The following is a 21,556-nucleotide window of genomic DNA, read 5'->3' as shown; positions in this document are numbered from 1 at the left end:
GCGGGGGCGGTCATGGCCCAATGCTCACCACATTCGGTCCCACCTGAGCTCGCCGAGGGCTATGTGCCCTCAACCAGGGCACACGGGGCTGAATGTGGTGGTCACACGCGGCGCAGGGCCCACGACGCCAGCGGGACGGTCACCACCAATAGCACACAGATGCTCACCAGCGAATAGAGCTGTGGATTCTCCGACGCCCAGGTCACCGAGTTCGGGAGCAGCGGATTCACCGTCACCGGGTTCCCGAAGCATTCGCGAAGACTTTGCGCGACCGCGGTCACCGGGTTCCAGTTCGCGACGGCCCGGAGCGGACCCGGGAGCGTCGCGGCAGGGATGAATGCCGATGAGATGAAGGTCAGCGGGAACAGGACGGTCAACAGCAGGCTCTGGGCCGCTTCCGCCGATCCGGCGACGAGCCCGACCACCGCACCCACCCAGGAGAGTGCGAAGCCGAACAGAAGCGCGATCGCGTATCCGGTAAGGGCCTCCCCGAAGCTGGTGTCGATGCGCCACCCGATCGCGAGTCCGGCGAGAGACATCACGATCAAACCGACGACGTTGACCGTGATGTCCGAGACCGACCGGCCGACCACAAAGGCCAGCCGGGACATGGGCAGCGCACGGAACCGGTCGACCATGCCGCTCTTGATGTCGGTGGCCAGACCCAGAGCTGTGAAACCCGCGTTGAATGCGACGGTCTGCGTCATGATGCCGCCGATGAGGAATTCCCGATAGCGATCACCCCCGAGGGCCTCACCGAACACGTAGGAGAACAGCAGCACGAACATCAGGGGCTGCAGCACGACTCCGAGGATCATCTGCCAGTTCCGAAGGATCGTCCGAATGTTCCTGAGCGCCACCACCTCGCAGTCCACGAGGAACGTGCTCGCGTTCCGTGGTCGCGGCCCCACGATCGGTTCGGCCACCGACACGACGTCAGCCACGGGGTGCGCTGCCGGCCAGTGACACGAAGACGTCGTCGAGGGTCGGTTCGGAGGCGCTCGAGTCGGCGACGTCGATGCCTGCTCTGGCGAGTGCGCCGATGGCGCGGGTCAGACTGCGGCCGGCGTCATTGGTCGAGTAGGTGATCACCAAGTCGTCGACGTCGACGGACTGCACGCCGTCCATCCGGGTGATCACCTCGGAGGCCGACTGCGCGTCATCCGCGCGGGTCAGCAGCAAGCGCACCTGCGCTGTGCGCAGTGTCGACTTCAGGTCGGCGGGCGTGCCGCGCGCGACCACTTCACCACCGACGATCACGGTGACCGCGTGGGCGAGTTGATCAGCTTCTTCGAGATATTGGGTGGTGAGCAGCACGCTTGTCCCGTCGTGCACCAAAGCCTTGATCTCCGACCAGAGTTCGGTCCTGCTGATGGGGTCGAGACTCGCAGTCGGCTCGTCGAGCAGCAGCACCGGTGGCCGGATGATGATCGCGCCTGCCAGGTCGATCCTGCGTCGCATCCCGCCCGAATAGGTGGCAACCCGGCGCTTACCCGCGGTCGCGAGGTTGAACTGCTCCAACAGTTCTCGCGATCGGCGGGTGGCCTGTGTGCGGCCGAGACCGGACAGTCTCGCGATCATCACCAGGTTCTCGTGACCGGTCAGGTTGTCGTCGACGACGGCATGCTGTCCGGACAATCCGATGAGACTGCGCACCTGGTGCGCGTGGGTCCGTGCGTCGATCCCGTTGATGTGCACCGAACCCGAGGTCGGGGACAGCAGGGTGGCGATGATCTTGACGGTGGTCGTCTTGCCGGCGCCGTTGGGCCCGAGCAGTCCCATCACCGTGCCGGCGGGCACCACCAGATCGATCCCCTTGAGGGCGTCCACTCCGCGGTAGCTCATCCGGAGGTCGGCGACCTCGATTGCGTTGGTCTCAGCCACAGACAGGGACATCGACCTTCACTTCCGGATCGTCGACCAGCGGCTGCACCGGGACGACGGGCTCGCCGGGAGAGGTCGGTTCCGTGAGTTGATAGGTCACCGTCACCGTCTCGCCGGGCGGGATCTGGATCTGTCCGGTGGCGAAGGGATGTCCGCGTTCGGTGCCGACGGCGATCAGCATGGATTCGCCGTCGATGGTCGCCGAATCGATGGTGGCGCCTTGGGTTCCGTACAGGGTCACGGCGGAGAAGTTCGTGCCGTTCGGCAGCTGCAGTTGTGGATTACCCAGGCTGCCGATGACGTAGGGCGGCAGATTCAGGTCGGTCAGGGTGTTGGTGAACTTCACCTCGACGGTCGACGTCCGGGTATCGGAGTCACAGCTCCCTGCGCTGTAGGTGATCGCACGTTCGAGGTAGTAGTCGATCTTGTTTCCTGCGAGGTTGCCCACCACGACGTTTGCGTACGGTGCTGCGGTTTCGGCGACATCGTGCGCGAGCCCGGCGTCGGCGAGCAGTTGCTGTTCCCGCTCGTCGGCGCTGTAGACCATCAACCGCTGTTCGTGCACCGAACGTCCCAACGCCTCGAGAACTTTCGAGGTGTTACCGCGCATCGACGTCAGTGCCGACACCGATTTCTGGGCGATCTCCTGGAGGTATGCCTTGCGGGCGGTGTTGTTGTTCGCGAACTGCTGGTACGAGGTCGACAGGGTCAGTTCGGTGACGTCGTCACCGCTCACCTTCTGGCCGTTCGCGAGTGTCACGGGCCCGGTGGCATCGAGGAGGTAGCTCAATGCGATGGGGTCGAGGGCGACGGCCCCGTCCAGTTTCGTCCCGGATTGCTGCTCCCACATCGACATCCAGATCTGCGCCGCGTAGGGGAAATGCGCGCTGATGTTGCTGTTGCGGATGTCGGTATACGGCCTGCTGTACTTGTAGTTGTAGTCGTATTCTTCCCCGAGGTCGACCGGGTTGGGGGGCGCATCTATCTCGGCATTCGTGCCCAGATCGTCGACGTCGACGCGTCCGTTCTCCGCGCTCACCACTCCGTAGGCACCGAGAAGGCCTCCGGTCGGGCGGGATTCGGCGGGTGTCTGGAATCCGAAGAAGTAGTTGCGTTCACCGCCTGCCCCGAGCATCGGTGGCAGCAGTTGCGCTGCGGTGTCGGTGCCCCGGATGAAGCGCGCCGATTCGGTGAGCTGGTCCAGCAGTTGCGTTCGCGCGTCCGACACCGTCCCGAACCAACTGCCATCCGTGGACGTCACGTCGGCCTGGATCTCTTCGGCGCGGTCGGCGATGACGGCCAGCTGCGGTTGTGCCTCCGAGAGTGCGGTCGTGTTGATCGTGTTGTCCTCGGCGCGCAGGTTGTCCGGGTTGATGACGCCGGCCAGTTCCGCGGTCGGCGCCAGTACGTCTGACGCCAACGCGTCCACCGAGTCGGTCATCTCTTGTACGGACTGCAGCGGATCGCCCAGCCACGGGATCGCGGCAGCTGCCGACCAGACCGGGTTGTGGGCATCGTCTTTCGCCGATGCGGCGTCGGTGACTGCGGCATTTGCCTCATCGACCGCTTTGTCGGTGTCACCGGCGAGGAAAGCACGTTGCGCCGACGAGGCATGTCCGCGAGCCGAGTCCAGGGAATCCTTGGCCTTCAGTCCGAGGTAGCCCAGGTACAGGGCTGCGACGACGAGCAGTACCAGCACCACCAGGGCCCCGAGCAGCCACCATCGCAGCCGCGACTTTCGTCTCGGGGCGGGTTCAGGCGTTGCAGCGCTGGTCAATTCTCTCTCCTGGTGCCTTCGTTGTGTGCGGAATCGAGGCCGGTGTTGTCGGCGGGTGTACAGATGTGGGTGCCCACGAGTCCGGCGATCACGGCCATGGCGTCGGGCGTGCCCATCGCGTGGTGTGCGATCGGGACCCGCTCGATCGTCATCGGACCGGTCACCATGGGCTGCCATTGTTCGGGGTTCGGGTTGTCCTGTGCTGCAACGAATACTGTTGTGTCGGCCGTTGCCGGCCCTGGCTGGTAGGCAATCGCCGCCGCGACCGCTTCCTGGCAGCGTATCCGGTACTGCTCGAACCTCGCGGGGTCGATGGCCCGTAGCGCGCGTTCCAGCGAGTCGTCGATGGCGGCAGCGCCTTGGGTGTCGGGATCGAGCCGGGGATCGAGCAGGACCAGCGCTGCGACCCGCTCCCCTGCCGACGTCAACTGTCGGGTGATCTCATGTGCGAGCGTCGCCCCGAGCGACCAGCCGAGCAGGCGGTAGGGACCGGACGGCTGGGCAGCCCTGATGGTGGCCACGTGATGGACGGCCATCTCCTCGATCGTGAGCAGATGCGGCGCGGTCGGGTCATCCAGGCCGGGCATCTGCACGCCCAGCACAGGAATGGGCAGCATCTGCCCGAGCGGACGGTAATCGTTCACCAGGCCACTGACCGGGTGGATGCACCACAGCGGGGTTCCTGTCCCGCCGGTGGACAGTTCGACGATCGCACCGGATCCGGCTGTCAGATCCGCGTATTGATCAAGCACAGCCGCCAGCGCCACCGGGGTCGTCTGAGCGAACAGGACCGCTGCGGGTACCGGCCGGCCGAGGCTGGTGGACAGTGCCGCGGCAGCGGAGGCCAGTAGCAGTGAATTGCCCCCGACAGCGAAGAAGTCGTCGTAGATGCCGAGTTCTTGATTGCCGACGACGTCGCGGAAGACCTGCACCACTGCGGTTTCGGTGGCCGTACGGGGTTCGCCGCCGGCGATGGTCCACACCGGTTCGGGGAGAGCCGCGGTGTCGAGCTTGCCCACCGGTGTCCGCGGGAGTTCGGGAACACTGACGATGGCGGCCGGGACGAGGTGATGAGGCAGCCGCGCAACCAGGGCGTCCATGAAGCGCTCGGAGACCGTGAGATCGGTGGGATCGGCGGCAATCACGTACGACACCAGTACGGGCCCGGTGGGTCCGGTACGCAACACGGTCGCCGCGGTACGTGCACCAGCGTCGACCAGCGCGGCATCGACTTCGCCCGGCTCGATCCGCTGGCCACGGATCTTGACCTGACGGTCGGCCCGGCCAAGATACTCGAGATCACCGCTTTCCAACCGCCGCACCAGATCTCCGGTGCGGTACATCCGCTCACCCCCGGGCGCAGCCACGAAGCGGGCTGCGGTGAGTGCGGAGTCGTGGCGGTAGCCGAGCGCCAATGCCGGGCCGGTGAAGTACAGCTCACCGACGGCACCGTCCGGCGTCGGACGCAGGTGCGAGTCGAGTACATGGGTGCGTATCCCTGGCACACCGCGGCCGATCACGGCAGCGCTCTCCGGTTGCATCGAACCGCGCGCGGTTCCGAGAACGGTTGTCTCGGTCGGGCCGTACAGATTCGTCAGACTGCGGCCGTGACTCCAGCGTCGAACGAGCTCGGGCGGGCACGCTTCGCCACCGACGAAGAGGCCACGGAGTCCGGGCAGTGCTGCCTCGTCGAGCGTGGCGAGCACCGACGGCGTCGCGAAGGCCTGGGTGACACCCAGTAGTCCCAACTGCTCGGTGAGGGTCCGGCCGCTGGTGTCGTCGGCGGGGACGACGGCGAGGGTCACCCCGGATGCGAACGCCCACACCATCTCCAGGATCGATGCGTCGAAGCTGGGGCTGGCGAGGTGAGCGACGCGGTCATCAGCGGTGGCCGAGAAGACCGCCGGCTCCACCAGGTTGCGCAGTCCACGGTGCGAGACCACGACCCCGTTCGGGGTTCCCGTGGTCCCGGAGGTGAACAGCAGGTACGCGGCGTCGTCGGTCCTCATCGGCGTCCACTCGGTGCCGGCGACCTGCGTCCGGGCGGGGGGCACAGGGATCTGCACGCGGCAGTGTTGCGGCGCGCCCGGGGCCGCGACCGCGACCTCGGCGCCGCTGACGGCGATCATCCGTTCGACGCGTTGTGTGGGGTATCTCGGGTCGACTGGGACATACACAGCACCGAGTCGTGCGATGGCCCAGAACGCCACCACCGATTCGACGCTGCGCGGCAACATCATCGCGACCGGATCACCCCGCCCCACGCCCGCTGCCTGCAGGTCGGCGGCAAGTGCGGCCGACCAGCGATCGAGTTCGGCATAGGTCGTCGTACTCGCGCCGTCATCGACCGCCACGGCGCCGGGGCGCCTGCGCACCGACTCCTCGAGCATCTCGCCCAGCGTGGTCTCGGGTCGACTGGGGAAGCGGTGCAAGCGGTCGGCCCGCTCCTCTTCGGTGCGCAGATCGGCCGCCTCGAGCGAGGTGATCTCGTCGGCGACGAGCAACCGCAGCGCCACTTTCCAGCGCAGCGCGAGGGTCTCGATGGCGCGCTTGTCATAGAGCGCCGTCGCGTGGGTGAACATCGCGGAGTCGCGGCCGACGGTCACCTGCAGGTCGAATTCCGAGTTCGGGCTCAGTTCGTCGGCTACGTGGCCGCCGGGTTCGTCGATGACCGACAATGTCACCTGCACAACCGGATGTCTGCCGAGTTCCCGGATCGGATCTTGCTGTGCGACCACCTCGTCGAACGGCAGCAGCGCGTGATCGAGCGCCGCCAGGTCCGTGTCCCGGACCAGTTCGAGAAGGTCGACGGTTGTCATGCCGGTGCGCAGCGTGGTCCGCAGTGCCACCGTCGAGACGAACATGCCGACCATGTCGGCAGTCTCGGGATGTCGTCGCAGCGATACCGGCGTGCCGACCGCGACATCGTCTGTACCGCAGGCGATGGACAGCGTGAGAGCCAACGCCGCATGGTAGATGTGGAATTCGCTGATGCCGCGGCGCCGGGCGGTGAGTGCGACAGCTGCGGTGGTCGCGTCATCGGCCGGCACCGCCACGGTGGCCGTACGCAGTGACCGCTGCGGGTCCCTGGGTGCGCAATCAGGCAGTTCGAGCACTCCCGGGTATCCGGCCAGCGACTGCTGCCAGTAGCTCAGCATCTCGCCGCGCGTTCGCGCATTGACGACGTTCTGCCACCGTGAGACCTGCCCGTAGTCGACGGGCAACGGTTGCAGTGGGCGGCCTGCCATCGCGGCATCGAGGTCGCGGCGGAGCACCGCGACCGATTCGCCGTCCATCGCGATGTGATGGGCCACGATCACCAGGAACCGGTGCCCGGACTGATCGACCAAGGCAGGACGGACCGGTATCGACGCCGTCAGCTCGAAAGGCGTTGCCAACAGTGTTGCCACGACGTCGGTCAGCTCGTGATCGCCGAGATCGACGATCGGTGGGATGTCGTCGAGCAGTTCCTGCACGGGTGCCCCGCCCCGCTCCGGGTAGATGGTGCGCAGAGGGGCATGCCGGGTGGCGACCGCACGCCACGCTGCGATCGGATCCGCGCCCGCGGGGACTCCGACCACCACCGGCACCGCGTACAGCGGACGCTCGGGCAACATCTGTTGGACGAGCCACAAGCGTTGCTGCGCCGGCGACAGTGGGACCGGGCCGAGGTCGGGCGGTGCACCGACACCGGTCAGTGGGGGAAGCGACTCGACGTTCGAGGCGTCCGAATGCAGCAGCAGCGAGGTCAGCGCAGCCGGCGACGATGCGGCGAACACCTGCCGCACCGGAATCGCCGTGGCCGTGGCCTCTCCGATGATCGCCGCCACCTGGGTGGCCGACAAGGAGGTACCGCCGATGTCGAAAAAGCTTGCCTGTCGGTCGATCTCGAGAGCAGGTATACCCAGCACGGTGGCCATGGCTGCGGTGACAATACGTTCGAGTTCGGCATCCTCTACCGCCGGCGTCCCACCCGGCTGTTCGGCGACCACCATCTCGGCCGGCTCAACTAGTTTCCCCGTCTCCAGGGTGTGCACCACGGGGAAAGGCTGATCCGGTTCGGTGGCGACCGCGGTCAGCAGACGCGTGAACTCGGCGAGCAGCTCACCCGCCAACACAGCAGGAATGGCCGGGCCGTGCACCACGGTGACGTCGAGAGCGCCATCCACACCGGCCGACAACACGAACTCCAGGTCGTACTTCGGCGCCACGAATTTCGCGGTGTCGGTGAGGATCTCGACCTCGAGTCCCGGGAGAGCCAGATGGTCAGACGCCGTCGCGCCGAGCGCTTCCTGATGGACCAGGAGCACCGAGATCAACGGATCAGCGCCTGCCGCAGCCCCGTCCCGCACCGCAGGACTGACCGCACGTGCCACCGCGTCGTAGGGCACCTCCGCGTGTGCGTGCGCGGTGAGGTCGGTGTCACGGGTGCGGCGCAGGGCCGCCCGGACGGTCGAGTCGGGATCGACGATGGTGCGCAACGCAAGGGTGTTGACGAACATTCCCACGACCGGTTCCCACCCGGGGTCGTCCCGCCCGAGCACCGGCGCACCGACCACGAGATCCGGCGTTCCGGTCCGCTGCGCCAGCAGCGCGGCCAGGGCCGTGTGGGCAACGTGGAAGAGGGTAGACGATTCGGCTTGTCCGACCGCACTGAGCGCTGCCAGCGTCTGGGCATCGACGGCCGCGTGCACCGCTCCCCCGTCGCCCATGTCGGCGAAATCATTTGCTCGCCCCGGAAGTCGCACGGGCCCGGGCACATCGGCCATCTCCCGACGCCAGAATGCGATCTGCGCGGCGTACCGGCTCGCGGGATCGGACGGGTCGCCGAGTCGATCGGCCTGCCATTGCGTGAAGTCGGCGTAGGTCACTTCCGGCTCGGGCGAGAGGTCTCCGGAGTAGGAACCGACCAGATCATTCAGCAAGATCGGCATCGACCAGCCGTCGGCGGCCACGTGGTGCAACGCGATCACCAGCCAGACCTGCCCTTCCCCGGCGACCAGCACCTCGGCGCGGAACCCCGGTTCTGCCGTGAGGTCGAACGGGCTGGAGATCAGTGCGGCGATCCGCGGTGCGACGTCATCGCCGGGGACCTCGATCACCGGCGTAGGTCGGACCTCGGTGGGGTCGGCGACAACTTGCCTCGGTCCTGAGGCGGTCTGGGGGTAGGTCGTCCGTAGGGTCGCGTGCCTGTGCTGCAGTCGGGCCACCGCATGGGCGAGCCGATCGGTGTCGAGGGCACCGGTGAGGCGCAGGACCATCGGGATCACATAGGCCGTCGAGTTCTGGTCGATGCGGTTCAAGACCCACAGCCGTTGCTGCGGGTAGGCCAGCCCGAGATCGGCGGCAACGGGCTGATGGCGGGGAGCAACGCGTCCGGGCAGCGACGGCGCGAGCAGGTCGACGGCTGCCGCCAGATCGGCGAGACTACGCGCGTCCAGCACGTGGCGCACTGTCACGTCGCGGAGTGTCTGTTGACGTAGTCGACCTGCAACTCGGCTGGCCGACAACGATGTTCCGCCGGTGGCGAAGAACTCACTCTGACGACCGAGCGATCCGATGGACACGTCGAGGACGTCGGCCCAGATCTCCGCGAGGGCGATCTCGGTGGGCGTCTGCACCGGCACCAGATCACCGTTCACCGGCGACGGCGTGGGCAGCGCTCTGCGGTCGAGCTTGCCGCTCGGCGTCATCGGGAAGTGGTCCACCACGGTGATGTGCGTCGGTATGTGCGTGCTGGGCAGGATTGCGCGCAACTGGGCCCGGATCGATCCGGCGTCGAAGGGATGGTCGGGGTCCGGGATGAGCCACGATGCGAGAACCGCTTCGGCGCCACCGTTCGAGATCGCCGTGGTCGCCCGTTCGACACCCGGGAGTGACATCAGGGCCGCGTCGATCTCGGCCGGTTCGAGGCGAACACCGCGGACCTTGATCTGTTCGTCGCTGCGACCGTGCACCACGATGTCACCGACGGCGTTGCGATGCACCAGATCACCGGTCCGGTACATGCGGGAGCCGTTGCCCTCGAACGGGTTCGCGACGAAGTTCAGCGCGGTCGCTGCGGTCGCGCCGGTGTACCCACGGGCCACTGCAGCACCCGCCAGATACAGCTCGCCGACGATCCCATGCGGCACGGGCCGGAGCCGATGGTCGAGGACGTACGCCGCGACGGTCGCCATCGATTGCCCGATCGGGATGATCGGGGCCGGCACGACCGCGGGATTGACCGTCGCCGCGATGGTCGCCTCGGTGGGGCCGTAGAAGTTCACGATGCGGCGCCCGGGTGCCCAGCGCGCGGCGACCGCTTCCTGCAGCGATTCGCCACCGGTGGCGACGATCCGCACCGAGGTGAGCGTTTCCGGATCGATCGTCGCCAGCACCGCGGGCGTCGAGAAGAATGTGGTGATCGCACTCCGTGTCAGCAGCTCACCCAGCTCGTTGCCTCCGATCACGTCCGGTGGGCAGACGACGACGGTGGCTCCCGCAGCGAATGCGGGAATCAGTTCGATGAGGTGCGCGTCGAAGCTCGTGGCGTAGTTGTGAAGTACCCGGCTGTCCGGGGTGAGTTCGGTGTACGCGATGACCGCGTCGACCAGCGCCGCCAGCCCGGCGTGGGTCACGCTGACGCCCTTGGGTTCTCCGGTCGACCCAGAGGTGAAGATGATGTAGGCGACGTCATCCGGCCGGACCGGCGACCGGCGTTCATCGTTCCGGAAATCACGTGCGTCCCCGGTGTAGGCATCGTCCCTGCCGGCGTCTGCGAGGTCGAGCCAGTCCACTGTCGCCAGCTCTGGCCGCCGGCCCGGACCGTGCAGGCCGATCGTCGCCCCGGCCGCACGTGCCATGGTCCGCTGGCGTTCCTGCGGATCGTTCACGCCGAGGGTGACAAAGGCAGCGCCGGTCTTGGCGATGGCCCAGGTGGCGAGGATCGACCACGCCGACCGCTGCACGCAGATCGCGACGACGTCGCCGGTACCGACACCGCGGGCGATGAGGACACGGGCAATGACGGTGCTGATCCGGTCCAGGTCGCGGTAGTTCAAGAGCCAAGCGTCGTCCTGCACTGCGATGGCCATCGGCTGCGTCGTCACGCTGCGCCGCAGGAGATCCGGCAATGGCTCGACGTGCGTCTCGGACGGCATCGGGTCGATGTCGGCGTCGGACCCCACGAGGTGGCGCGCCGGCGCGGCTGCCGGGTCGTCCAGGACCGCGAAGAGCAGGTTCGCCAGTCGCGTGACGAACAGTTCAGCGTCAGCGGTGTCGATCCGGGCCTGCGCGTACGCCAATCTGATCTGCAGGGAGTCCTCGACCTCGGCGACCGTCAGGTCGAGTCCGAAACGAGCGTGAGGACGTTCGGCATTCGTGTGGTTGCCGCCCTCCTGATTGCCCAAGTCGGCAAGGAAGACGTCGACAACTGGCCGAACACCACGGCGATGCTCAGGATCGGCCAGGTCGGCTACCGCCTCGGTCGGATACGCGCCATGCGCGAGGCTGTCGAGATCGGTCCGGGTGACCTGACGGACGATTGCGGAGAAGGGTCGCTCGATGTCGATCACCGTACGTAGCAGCACAGTTCGGGCAAGCATGCCCACGGTCCTTGCGAACTCTGGGGTGTCCCGCCCGGCCGCCACCGTCCCGATGACGACGTCCGGTTGATCTCCGAGCCGGGCGATGAGAACGGCCAGCGCGGCGTGCACCACCATGAACGGTGAACTGTGATGGGCCTGGGCCTGCTCGCGCAGTTGCCGCATGCGCGCGGGTTCGATGACCACCTCGGCGATGGACGCAGGCCCGGGTGCTGTCACCGGTGGTCGCAACCCGGGCAACTGTGGTCGTGAGACCGGCTCGGCGAACACACCTTCCCAGTACTGACGCAAGACCTGACCGTTGTGTGCCAGCGTCTGGCTCGACCACGCGGTGTAGTCGCTGTAGTCGAGGGACGCCGGCGGCAGCTCGATTCCCGCGGCGAGGGCGGCGGCCTCCGCATGCAGCACCCGAACGGATTCACCATCGATGACGATGTGGTGCACGACGACGGCCAGTTCGACGCCACTCATCGGGGATTCGAACACAGCTATCCGCCATGGCACTTCACCCGCGAGATCAAATGGGCGATCCAGTTCTGCCAGTGCCGCCACGGGATCAGCCACCACCTGCGGGGAGGTATCGACTTCGATGGTCTCGACCAACTCCTGCCACGGACCTTCTGCGTCCGCGGGGAACCGGGTGCGCAAACTGTCATGCCGTGCCACCAACGTGCGCACCAGGGCGTCGATGTGATCGCGCGGCATGCCGCCCATCGGGATCAGACCGCTGAGGTTGTAATCGGTGCGGGCCGGATCGAGCTGCCAGTTCAGCCAGAGTGCCTGCTGCTGAGCCGTCAACGGCAATCGGCTCGGGCGTTCTTGATGCACGGCGGCCGCGACCGGCAGCGCCTGCGGCCGACCCGATGCATTGTCGATGTCCGCGGCGAGCAACGCGATCGTCGGCTGCTCGAAGATCGCCCGGACCGGGAGATCTGCACCGGTCACCGCGCTGATCGCCGCAGACAGGCGTGCAGCAGAAAGCGAGTTGCCGCCGAGTTCGAAGAAGTTGGTGTCGGGACCGATGGCATCCGCCGGGAGCTCGAGAACCTGCGCGACCGCGGCCGCCACCGCGACCTCGGTGCCGCGCAGCGGCCGGGTGACCTCCGGCGCGGTCAGATCGGGTAGTCGGCCGACGTCGAGTTTTCCGGTGGAGGTCAATGGCCAGTCGTCGAGGATCTGGACCTGGGCCGGCACCAGATGCGCGGGCAGGACCGCCGCACACGCGGTCCGCAGTTGAGTGGGCGACACACCGGCCTCGTCGACGACGACATAGGCAACCAGCACTTCTTCGCCGACTCGTCCGCGGTTGCTCGACAACACCTTTGCATCCGTCACGCCGGACTGCGCTCGCAGGACTGCGGTGATCTCGCCCGGTTCGATCCGGTGCCCCCGGATCTTGAGCTGTTGATCGCCGCGTCCCAGGTACTCCAGCCTGCTGTCATCGACCCAGCGGGCGAGGTCGCCGGTGCGGTACATCCGGGATCCGGCAGCTCCCCACGGAGATGCGACGAATCGGGTGGCGCTCAGCCCCGGCATCTTCGTGTAGCCCGCGGCGACCTGTGGACCGGTGACATACAGCTCGCCGGTGGCGCCGACTGGCTGTGGTCGCAGGTACCGGTCGAGTACGACCAGTCCCACGCCCGGCAACGCCGATCCGATCAGACTTCGTGAGTCGCTGACGTCGACGTCGGTGACCGACGCGTGCACAGTCGTCTCGGTGATGCCGTACATGTTGACCAGTCGCACCTCGGGACGACGGGTGTGCAAGGACGCCAACGATTTCGGATCCAGGGCTTCGCCGCCGAAAAGCACCACACGCAGCGACTCGGGCAGGGCCCGGCCATTGCCTGTCGTCACCGTGGGTAGCTGCAACAACCGCGAGAAGGCGGTCGGGGTCTGGTTCAGGACCGTGACGGCGTGGCGGTTCAGCAGGTCGACCAGTGCGGCCGGCTCGCGTGCCGTGTCGTGGTCGACGACCACCACCCTGCCGCCGGACGTCAACGGCCCGAAGATCTCCCAGACGGAGAAATCGAATGCCGCCGAGTGGAACCAGGTCCACACATCGTCGGGACGCGCATCGATCGTCGACAGCGCGGACTGCAGCAGCGACGTCATGTTGGCTCGGGTGATCACCACGCCCTTGGGGGTTCCGGTGGAACCCGAGGTGTAGATGACATACGCGGGATCGTCCGGGCGCGGTGAGGTAGCGCTCTCACGTAGGTCGTCCAGAGCCGCCGGCGAGGGGGCGGTGGACCCGATGTCGATGATGTTCGCGAGACCGGTTGCTGCCGTTGCGTACCGGGGGGCGCCCAGGACCGCTGCCGGACGTGCGTCGCGCAGGATCCCCGCGATCCGCTCGGCCGGATAGGTAGGCTCGATGGGCACGTAGCCGGCGCCGACGAGCAACACGCCTACCATCGCGACGATGGTGTCGGTCCTGCGATCTGCCAGCACCGCGACGAAGTCGCCCCGGCCCACGCCCCGGTCGCGCAGGACTCCTGCGACATCGATCGCCCGGCTGACGAGTTCGGAGTAGGTGACGGCGCCGTCGCCGTCGATCACGGCGACCGCGTCGGGATGCGTATGGGAGCGCAGCACGATGGCTTCGGTGACGTCGACGAAGTCGTCTCGTGGCGCGAGCACTGGCGGCGTCTGGGCGTCGGCGAGGTGTTCGGCGTCGGGGGCCGTCAGCTCGTGCATTGTCACCGTTGCCGGATTCACGGCGGCGGCCATCGCCTCGATGGTCCGGATCAGTGCACCGATCAATCGTTGCGCCATCGCCGGGCGGACGTGCCACAGACCGTAGGTGAGGGTGATCTGCAGAGGCGCACCTTCACCGTTGTCGGTGATCGTGAACTCGAGGGGTACGCGCGCCTGCCCTACCCGGAGAGGCGTCAGCGTGACGTCACGCTCTGCAGGGCTGCTGGGGGCGAGCTGGTAGGCGATCATGACGTCGAGGTAGGCATCAGAGTCAAGGGTTCGCGGCGGCGCGAGCTGCTCCTTCACCTCCTCGAAAGAGACTTCTGCATGGGCGATCGCATCGGTCACGACATTGTGGCTCAGGCGGATTGCGGTCCGCAGGGACGATGCGGGTGCGGTGCCACTCCGCAGCACCACCGTCTGGACGAACATCCCCACCGCCGACATCATGTCTGTCGTCCGGCCCGCGGTAGGCGTACCGATGACGATGTCGTCGGTTCCGGTGAACTGTCCGAGCGTGGCCGCGAGCGCCGCGTGCAGTACGTGGAACACGCTGGCACTCTCGCCGACTGCCAACTGCTGCAGGGCGGCGCGGGTGCGTTCGGAGACTGCGACGTCCAGGTACTGCGCCGGCTCGGGACCCGACGGCATCTGAGCCGGGTTCGATTGGAACGGCAATTGCAGATGAATCGGCGCGCCATCGAGTACCCGTGACCAGTGGTCGAGCAACAGGTCCCGATACGCACTCGAATTGCCGGGAGTGCCCAGTGCCTTGGTCGCTGCCCAGGCGTGGTCGCGGTACTGAGCCGCGGGCGCCGGCCAGGTGGGTGCGGTATCCGCCATCCGGGCGCGCAGTGCTCGACCGAAGTCTTCGGCCAGCACCGTCATCGACCAACCGTCCACGGCGACGTGATGGGCGACGAGCAGCAACCGCAACGTGGGTGCCGCACCCTGTGCCTCGTTCTGTCCGGCGCCCGGTTCCGCGCTGAACAGATCGGCACGCCACGGCAGGTCGGTGGCGAGATCGAACGGCCGTAGAGCCTCCGCCTGCAGGTTGGCGGCTGCGTGTGCGGCAGGAAGCGGACGGGGAAACAGCAACCCGGACAGCTCATTGCGGACCCGATCGATCGGAAGAAGCTGCGGTTGGGGCAGTCCGGCGTTGTCGGCCAAGACGGTGCGGAGTACCTCGTGCCGCGCAACGACATCGGTCAAGGCGTCGACGACCGTCCGCGGGGTCGCGGCTCCGGGAAGGTCGAGGACCGCCGGGAGATGGTAAACGGCGCTACCGGCATCGATACGGCTCAGGACCCAGAGGGCTCGTTGCTGTGGCGTCGGCGGCGGCGGTGACGTCTGGCCTGTTTTCAGACCGGCGTTGGTATGTCGTGGCGCTGCGGCGACTGCTGTCTCGAGGCCGGTGATGGACATCGCGTCGGCCACCATCCGAACACCGACGTCGCGACCGGTGCGCTCTGACAGCAGTAGTGCAATGTGCATGGCCGACAACGAGTTCGCACCCAGATCGAACAGGCCGACGTTTGGGCCGATGGTGTCCGGGTCGATTCTGAGCACCTCCGCGACAACCGCTCGTACCGGCGAGATGGCCCCGTCGTGTACCGGTTCCGCGTGCACGGCCGGGGCGGGCAACGCCGCCAGGTCGCGTTTGCCCGATGCGTTCAGAGGCCAACGCTCCACCACGACGATTCGCGCGGGAACGAGGTACCCAGGCAGGACCTGCCCCGCGGCAACCCGCAACCCGTCTTCGTCGGTCACCTCGTCGGTCGGATGATCGGTGCGCAGCCGAACGTAACCGGTGATGTCGCCGCCACCGGCGGATTCGGTGTTGCGGATCAGCACTTCTGCCTCAGCCACACCGCGAAGAGTCGTCAGTGCTGCAGCGATGTCGCCGGGTTCGACGCGGTGCCCGCGGACCTGAACCTGACGGTCGGATCGACCCCGATATTCGAGATCGCCGTCGATCGTCATCCGGACGATGTCGCCGCTGCGGTACATTCGGCCGCCGCCGAGATTCTCAGGGCATGCCACGAACCTCTCGGCGGTCAGGCCGGGCCTGCCGACGTAGCCGCGGGTCACCTGTGGGCCGCCTGCGTACAGCTCACCCCACACTCCCGCCGGTACGGGATGCAGATGCCGGTCGAGGATCATGAGAGTGGTTCCGGCGAGTGGCTCACCGATCAGCGACCGCGAGTCCGACGGAGTCACCGAGCCTTGCGTGAGATGCACGGTTGTCTCGGTGATCCCGTACATGTTGGACAACAGGACCCGCTCACCGAAGGTTGCACGCCAGTCGAGCAGCCGGGCCGGTCGTAGCGCCTCACCCGCGAACACCACCGCCCGGAGTTGCCCGGGATCACCGTCGCGGGTCGCGACAGCGGCAAGCGGATAGAACGCCGATGGCGTCTGCGACAAGATCGTCACCCCGCTCCGCCGCAACAGAGGCCAGAGCAGCTGGGGGTCGAGAACCGTTGGCCTGTCGATCAGGACCACGCTAGCGCCCGAGGTCCACGCCGCGAAGATCTCGAAGACCGAGACGTCGAACGCTGTGGAGTGAGTGCAGCTGAACACATCGTTTGGGGTGAAGGAGTAACTCTGCCGGCAGGCATCGAGTAGCGCGATCGCGTTACCGTGCGTGACTGCTACACCTTTGGGCCTGCCCGTAGACCCCGACGTGAAGATCACGTATGCCCCGTCGGAACCGGTGATGTCGACGGGCATGAAACGGGTGCCGGTCTGAGCAGGTAGCCGCGGGCCATCCAGATCGATCTTCGGCATCGCAGCCGGAAAATGGTGCCCGGTTGTCGAATCGACGATCGCCGCGCGCGGGCTCGCGTCCTCGAGAATCGCCGCGATTCTGTGCTGTGGGTAGTCCGGGTCGATGGGGACGTAAGCTGCGCCGGCCCACATCACCGCAAGTTGCGCCGTCAGCGCTTCGGCGCTGCGCGGCAAGGCGACAGCCACGAGATCGCCGCGTACGACACCGACGCCCTCGAGCTCTGCCGCCAGTACCTCGGCGTCTGCGACGAGTCTGCCGTAGTCACGACTCTCGCCGCCGAACGTCAACGCGGGTGCGCTGGGTGTCTGTTGAGCGACGGCGCGGATTCGGTCCACCAGTGTGACTGTGGGCTGGCGCACCACGTTGCGCACGGACGTGTGCTGTCCTGGAACAAGTTGAGCAGGCGATGAATCAGGAGCTGCAACAGACTGCGCCACCGCCGTCACGTATGCGTGGCACAGTGCCGCAGCCATCGACTGACTGAACAGATCACTGCGGTAGGTCAGCTCAACACGCAGTCCGTCGGCGGTGTCGTCGACACTCCACTGCAGTGCGGCCCGCGCGTGACGGGCATCGGCCGGGCGCACCTCGATCTGGAGATCGTCGAAGTCCCACTGCCCGAGCGGCTGATTCTGATACGTCAGCAGAACGTCTGCGAGTGGCGACACGGTGATGTCGCGGCGGTGTTCGACTGCGGAGACCACCGTCGAGAACGGCACATCCGCATTGTCGAGCGCGAAGTCGATTGCCTCAGTGGAGTGTGCGAGAACGTCACCGAACGTATCGGTCGCTTCGATCCGAAGCCTGGTTGCCACCGGGTTCACGTACATCCCGACTGCGTTGTCGAGGTCGGTTCCTGACCGCCCCGCCTGCGGAACGACGATCACGAAGTCGTCGGCTCCGGTGTAGCGGGACAAGGTCACCGCCAGGCACGCGTGTAGCCAGGCGAAGGTGCTTGCTCCCTGCTGCGCTGCAGCTTGACTCAGGGCCAGGGACACCTCTGCACCGAGGGTTCGGCGCACCACCGCGGCCGGCGCAGGTCCGGTCCGGATCTGGGTGCCAGCGAGATCCGTCGGCAGATCGGGACGCGGCGGCAAGTTCTCTAGCCTGCGCTGCCAGCGTTCGAGTTGCACGGCGGACACGCCAGGGTCCACCCGTGCATCCACGGCGGCATCGATGTATTGCGTCGTCGGTGCCCATGTGGGCTCGGCACCGGTGAGACGGGCTTGATACGCCGCTGCGAGGTCAGCGACGAGGACGCCGAGAGACCAACCATCCACTGCTGCATGGTGGGTGCGTACCGACAGGCGGTGGACGTCGGCGCCGATGCGCCGCAGCTGCATCACCAGGGGTGGCCGGACGGTGGCGTCGATCACGTCGGCGCCGACTTGGTCGGAGTCGGCTGGAGCACCGTCGGATTCGAGGTCGGCGGCGGCCAGGGCGTCGGACACGCTCACGACCTCTTGCCAGGCTGATCCGTCGGTTTCCATACGGATGACAGTGCGTAGGGCCTCGTGACGGTCCACCACGTCGGCCACCGCGGCCCCGAGGGCATCGCTGTGCAGCGGGCCGCGCAGTTCGATGGTGGCGGCGAGGTGGTTTGCCGTCGAGCCCGGCTGAAGCCGGTCCGCCAGGATCAGTGCGATTTGACCTGATGAGGCATCGGGGTGCGCCGGCCGCGTCTCGGTGCCGGCGTCACGATGCGAGACCGACGTCGTGGCGTCGCTGATGAGCTCTGCCAGTTCCGCGAGATCGGCAGCGGCGAGCACTTCGCGGACGCCCAGGGTGGTTCCGGTCAGGGCCTTGATCCGGGCGGCGATGCGGGTGGCGTCGAGGGACGAGCCACCGAGAGCCAAGACATCGTCGTCCATCGATGGTCCCGGTACGTTCAGGACGTCGGTCACTGCCTCGGCAAGAAGCTGTTCCGAGGCTGATCGGGGCGCGCGATGCGTCCTGGTTTCCACGGCGCTCGGGTGCGGCAAGGCATCCCGGTCCACTTTTCCTGTGGTCGTGACCGGCAAGGTGTCCAGCAGCACGATGTGGGCAGGCCACATCGGCGTCGGCAGTCGGGTGCTGATGTGGTTACGAACCCGTTTGATCAGTCGCCGATCGTCTCCGGCGGATGTGACGTAGAGGGCCAGTCGGGCATCGCGTTCGTCGCCGATCACCACCGCGACCGCCTGCTGGACATCGGGATGGGTCATGGCCGCCATCGCGACTTCGCCCGGTTCGACACGGACCCCGCGTATTTGAACCTGGTCGTCGCTGCGGCCGACGTAGTGCAGCGCCGTATATGCCTCGTCCCACCGCGCGCGGTCGCCTGTTCGGTACATCCGGGCGCCCGGTTCGCCGCGTGGGTTGGCGACAAATGCTGTTGCGGTCAGACCGGTTTCGTCCGCGTATCCGCGAGCCAGTGCCGGTCCGGCGAGGTAGAGGTCACCCACAACACCCGGCGGCACCACACGCAGGCGGTGATCGAGTACGTAGCAGGTCATTCCGGTGATCGGGGCACCGATCGGAGGTCGCTCGTCACCCCCACCCGTCAGCGGTCCTGTGCCGGTCGCCATGACAGTCGCCTCGGCCGGACCGTACAGGTTCGATACTCGACGCCCACTCCCCCAGCGGCGCAGCGTATCTGGAGGACACGCTTCACCGGCGAGCATCAGAGTGGTGCAGGCATCCTCAGGCAGCGATGCCGGTTCCATCGAGTTCAAGACGCTGGGGGTGATCACCGTGTGTGTCACGGCCTTCGCAGCGAGGAAGTCCGCCAGCTCATCGCCGCTCACCACTCCTGCCGGCGCCAAGCAGAGCGCGGCACCACCTGCGGCGGCGAGCAGTATCTCGAAGATTGAGGCATCGAACGCCGGGGACGCGAGACCCGAAACGACCGACTCTGTGGAAACGCCCAGCTCGCGTTGCTGTTCCAGCAAGGCCGAGAGGCCTTGGTGCGTGACCTGGACACCCTTGGGTGTACCCGTCGATCCGGAGGTGTAGACGAGATACGCCACATCGTCGAGATGAAGTGGGCGATTGAGCTCGAGTGGGCAGTCCGGGATACCGGCGAGGTCGACGCTCGTCAGATCGAACCAGCGATCGTCAGCGGCGATCTCGATGCCGCCCGCCGCCGTGAGCACCACTACAGGGTCAGCTTGTGCAAGCTGACCCTTGATCCGATCCGCCGGGTGCGCGGGGTCGAGTTGCATGATGGTGGCGCCGGAGTGAGCTACCGCCCAGAACGACAGCACCTGATCGAGGCCGCGGCCGGTACCGATGGCCACGGTAGTGCCCGGTGCCGCTCCGCGGGCGTGCAGCAGGTGGGCGAGCTGCCGGGCCTTGATTGACAAGGTGTCGTACGTCCACTGCGCCCATCCTGCGCGCAACGCGATCCGGTCGGGGTGACGGGTTGCGGCGTCAACCAACAGTTCGGGCAACGTCATCGGACGTGGTGCTGGGGTCTCGGCTGCAGGCAGGGCCACGCAGTCGGTCCGGGTCATCAGCGGCAGGTCGTCGACCGTGACATCCGGCGACCCCAACGCCGCGGCTGCGAACGTGTTGATGAACTGCAGCAGACGCTTGTGATGACCTCGTAACTCGTCGTGACTGTATCGAGCGGGGTTCGCTTCGAGGTCGAACCGGAACTCACCGGGGCGGTGCGGGTTTCCGGTGCGGTACAGGTTGAACGCCAGGTCGTCGACCGCACTCGTGGTCAGGATGTTAAGGGAGCCTGTGGCGTCGCCGAATTGCAGGGCGTCGACTGCCAGCATGAGGTTCAGGAGCGGGCCGGCGAATTCCCGGGATCCCAATGGCGAGGTGGTGCCCGATATGAAATCGCGCATGTCTTCGAACCGGAAACGCTGGTGACGGAGGGCTCCCATCATCGCGCCCTGGGTCGATGCGACCGCCGAGGCAACCGAAGTACTGGAACCGATTCCGGTCCTCAGGGGCACCACGTTTGAGACGGTGCTGTACGTGTGCCGGAGGGTCGCCGTGGTTCGGGCGGCGACCGGCAGGCTCAGCGCGAGGTCGTCGCGTGAGGTCATCCGAGCCAGGTATCCGGACACAGCCGCGGCAACCAAGACCGGAAGGGATGTCTTGAGCTCCACCTCGGCGCGCTGTAGCAAGTCGACCAGATCTGTGGAGATCACGCAGGACACACGCCGCGGATCGGGCGACACCGGTCCGACTCGATGGCTTAGCGACGCCGGCGGAGCAAGCTCGGCGACTTGCTCCCGCCAGTACTCGCGGTCCTTGCCGAATCGCACCGACTCGCGGTAGCCGACATCGGCCTGCGCCAGACCTGCAAGGTCCGCCCCCGGCACGTCGTCGACGACGCGACCCGAGTAGCGCTGGTCATAGGCGGACGCCACCAGTTTGAGGGTTCGGAATGCGCCGGTGCCGTCGAAGGTGAGGTGGTGTCCACGTTGGTAGTACAGCCACTTGTCGTCAGCGACGCGAAGGATCGCGGACGCCATCAGACGGTCGGTGAACAAGTCGACGGGCCTCGTGTAGTCCGCGCGCATCCACTCATGTGCAGACGCCATCGGATCGGCCTCGCCACGAAGATCCGAGACAGTGATGTCTGCACTCAGATCATGGTCGATCACCTGCTCGATGCCACTCGAACTTTGTTCGAACCGGGTGAACGCAATCCCGGTTCGACGGCCGACTTCTTGGGTCACCGTACGGAGGAGCTCCGCATCAATATGGCCGGTCAGTTCGACGTACTCGGCAATATTAATGGGGCACAGTGGCATCGCTTGCTGGGCCGACCAGAGCGCTCGCTGCGCGCGAGTCAGCTGCTGGCGGAGCACCATGCCC

At 66.8% G+C, this 21,556-nt stretch carries 4 protein-coding genes; all 4 read right to left on the bottom strand.

Features of this window, described 5'->3' with window-relative positions; all coding sequences use genetic code 11:
• Positions 1-101 precede the first annotated feature (101 nt).
• The 4 genes from DFR67_RS04455 to DFR67_RS04440 are packed head-to-tail and all read right to left on the bottom strand — an operon-like array spanning position 102 to position 21,552.
• Positions 102-944: an ABC transporter permease gene (locus DFR67_RS04455; protein ID WP_110468200.1), complete on the bottom strand. Its 843-nt coding sequence runs from the start codon at positions 942-944 to the stop codon at positions 102-104.
• Positions 937-1,884: an ATP-binding cassette domain-containing protein gene (locus DFR67_RS04450; RefSeq protein ID WP_245937718.1), complete on the bottom strand. Its 948-nt coding sequence runs from the start codon at positions 1,882-1,884 to the stop codon at positions 937-939. Before DFR67_RS04450 ends, DFR67_RS04455 begins: the two co-directional genes overlap by 8 nt.
• Positions 1,877-3,661 carry a DUF4012 domain-containing protein gene (locus tag DFR67_RS04445; RefSeq protein WP_170135189.1) on the bottom strand — a complete coding sequence of 595 codons (1,785 nt, stop codon included), beginning with the start codon at positions 3,659-3,661 and terminating at the stop codon, positions 1,877-1,879. The genes DFR67_RS04450 and DFR67_RS04445 overlap by 8 nt, the downstream gene beginning before the upstream one ends.
• Positions 3,658-21,552 carry a non-ribosomal peptide synthetase gene (locus DFR67_RS04440; RefSeq protein ID WP_110468198.1) on the bottom strand — a complete coding sequence of 5,965 codons (17,895 nt, stop codon included), beginning with the start codon at positions 21,550-21,552 and terminating at the stop codon, positions 3,658-3,660. Before DFR67_RS04440 ends, DFR67_RS04445 begins: the two co-directional genes overlap by 4 nt.
• Between the last annotated feature and the right edge of the window lie 4 nt (positions 21,553-21,556).

This window comes from Williamsia limnetica (assembly GCF_003217475.1).
In the GTDB taxonomy this organism is placed as follows: domain Bacteria; phylum Actinomycetota; class Actinomycetes; order Mycobacteriales; family Mycobacteriaceae; genus Williamsia; species Williamsia limnetica.
This window is presented reverse-complemented; position numbering and strand designations above follow the sequence as displayed.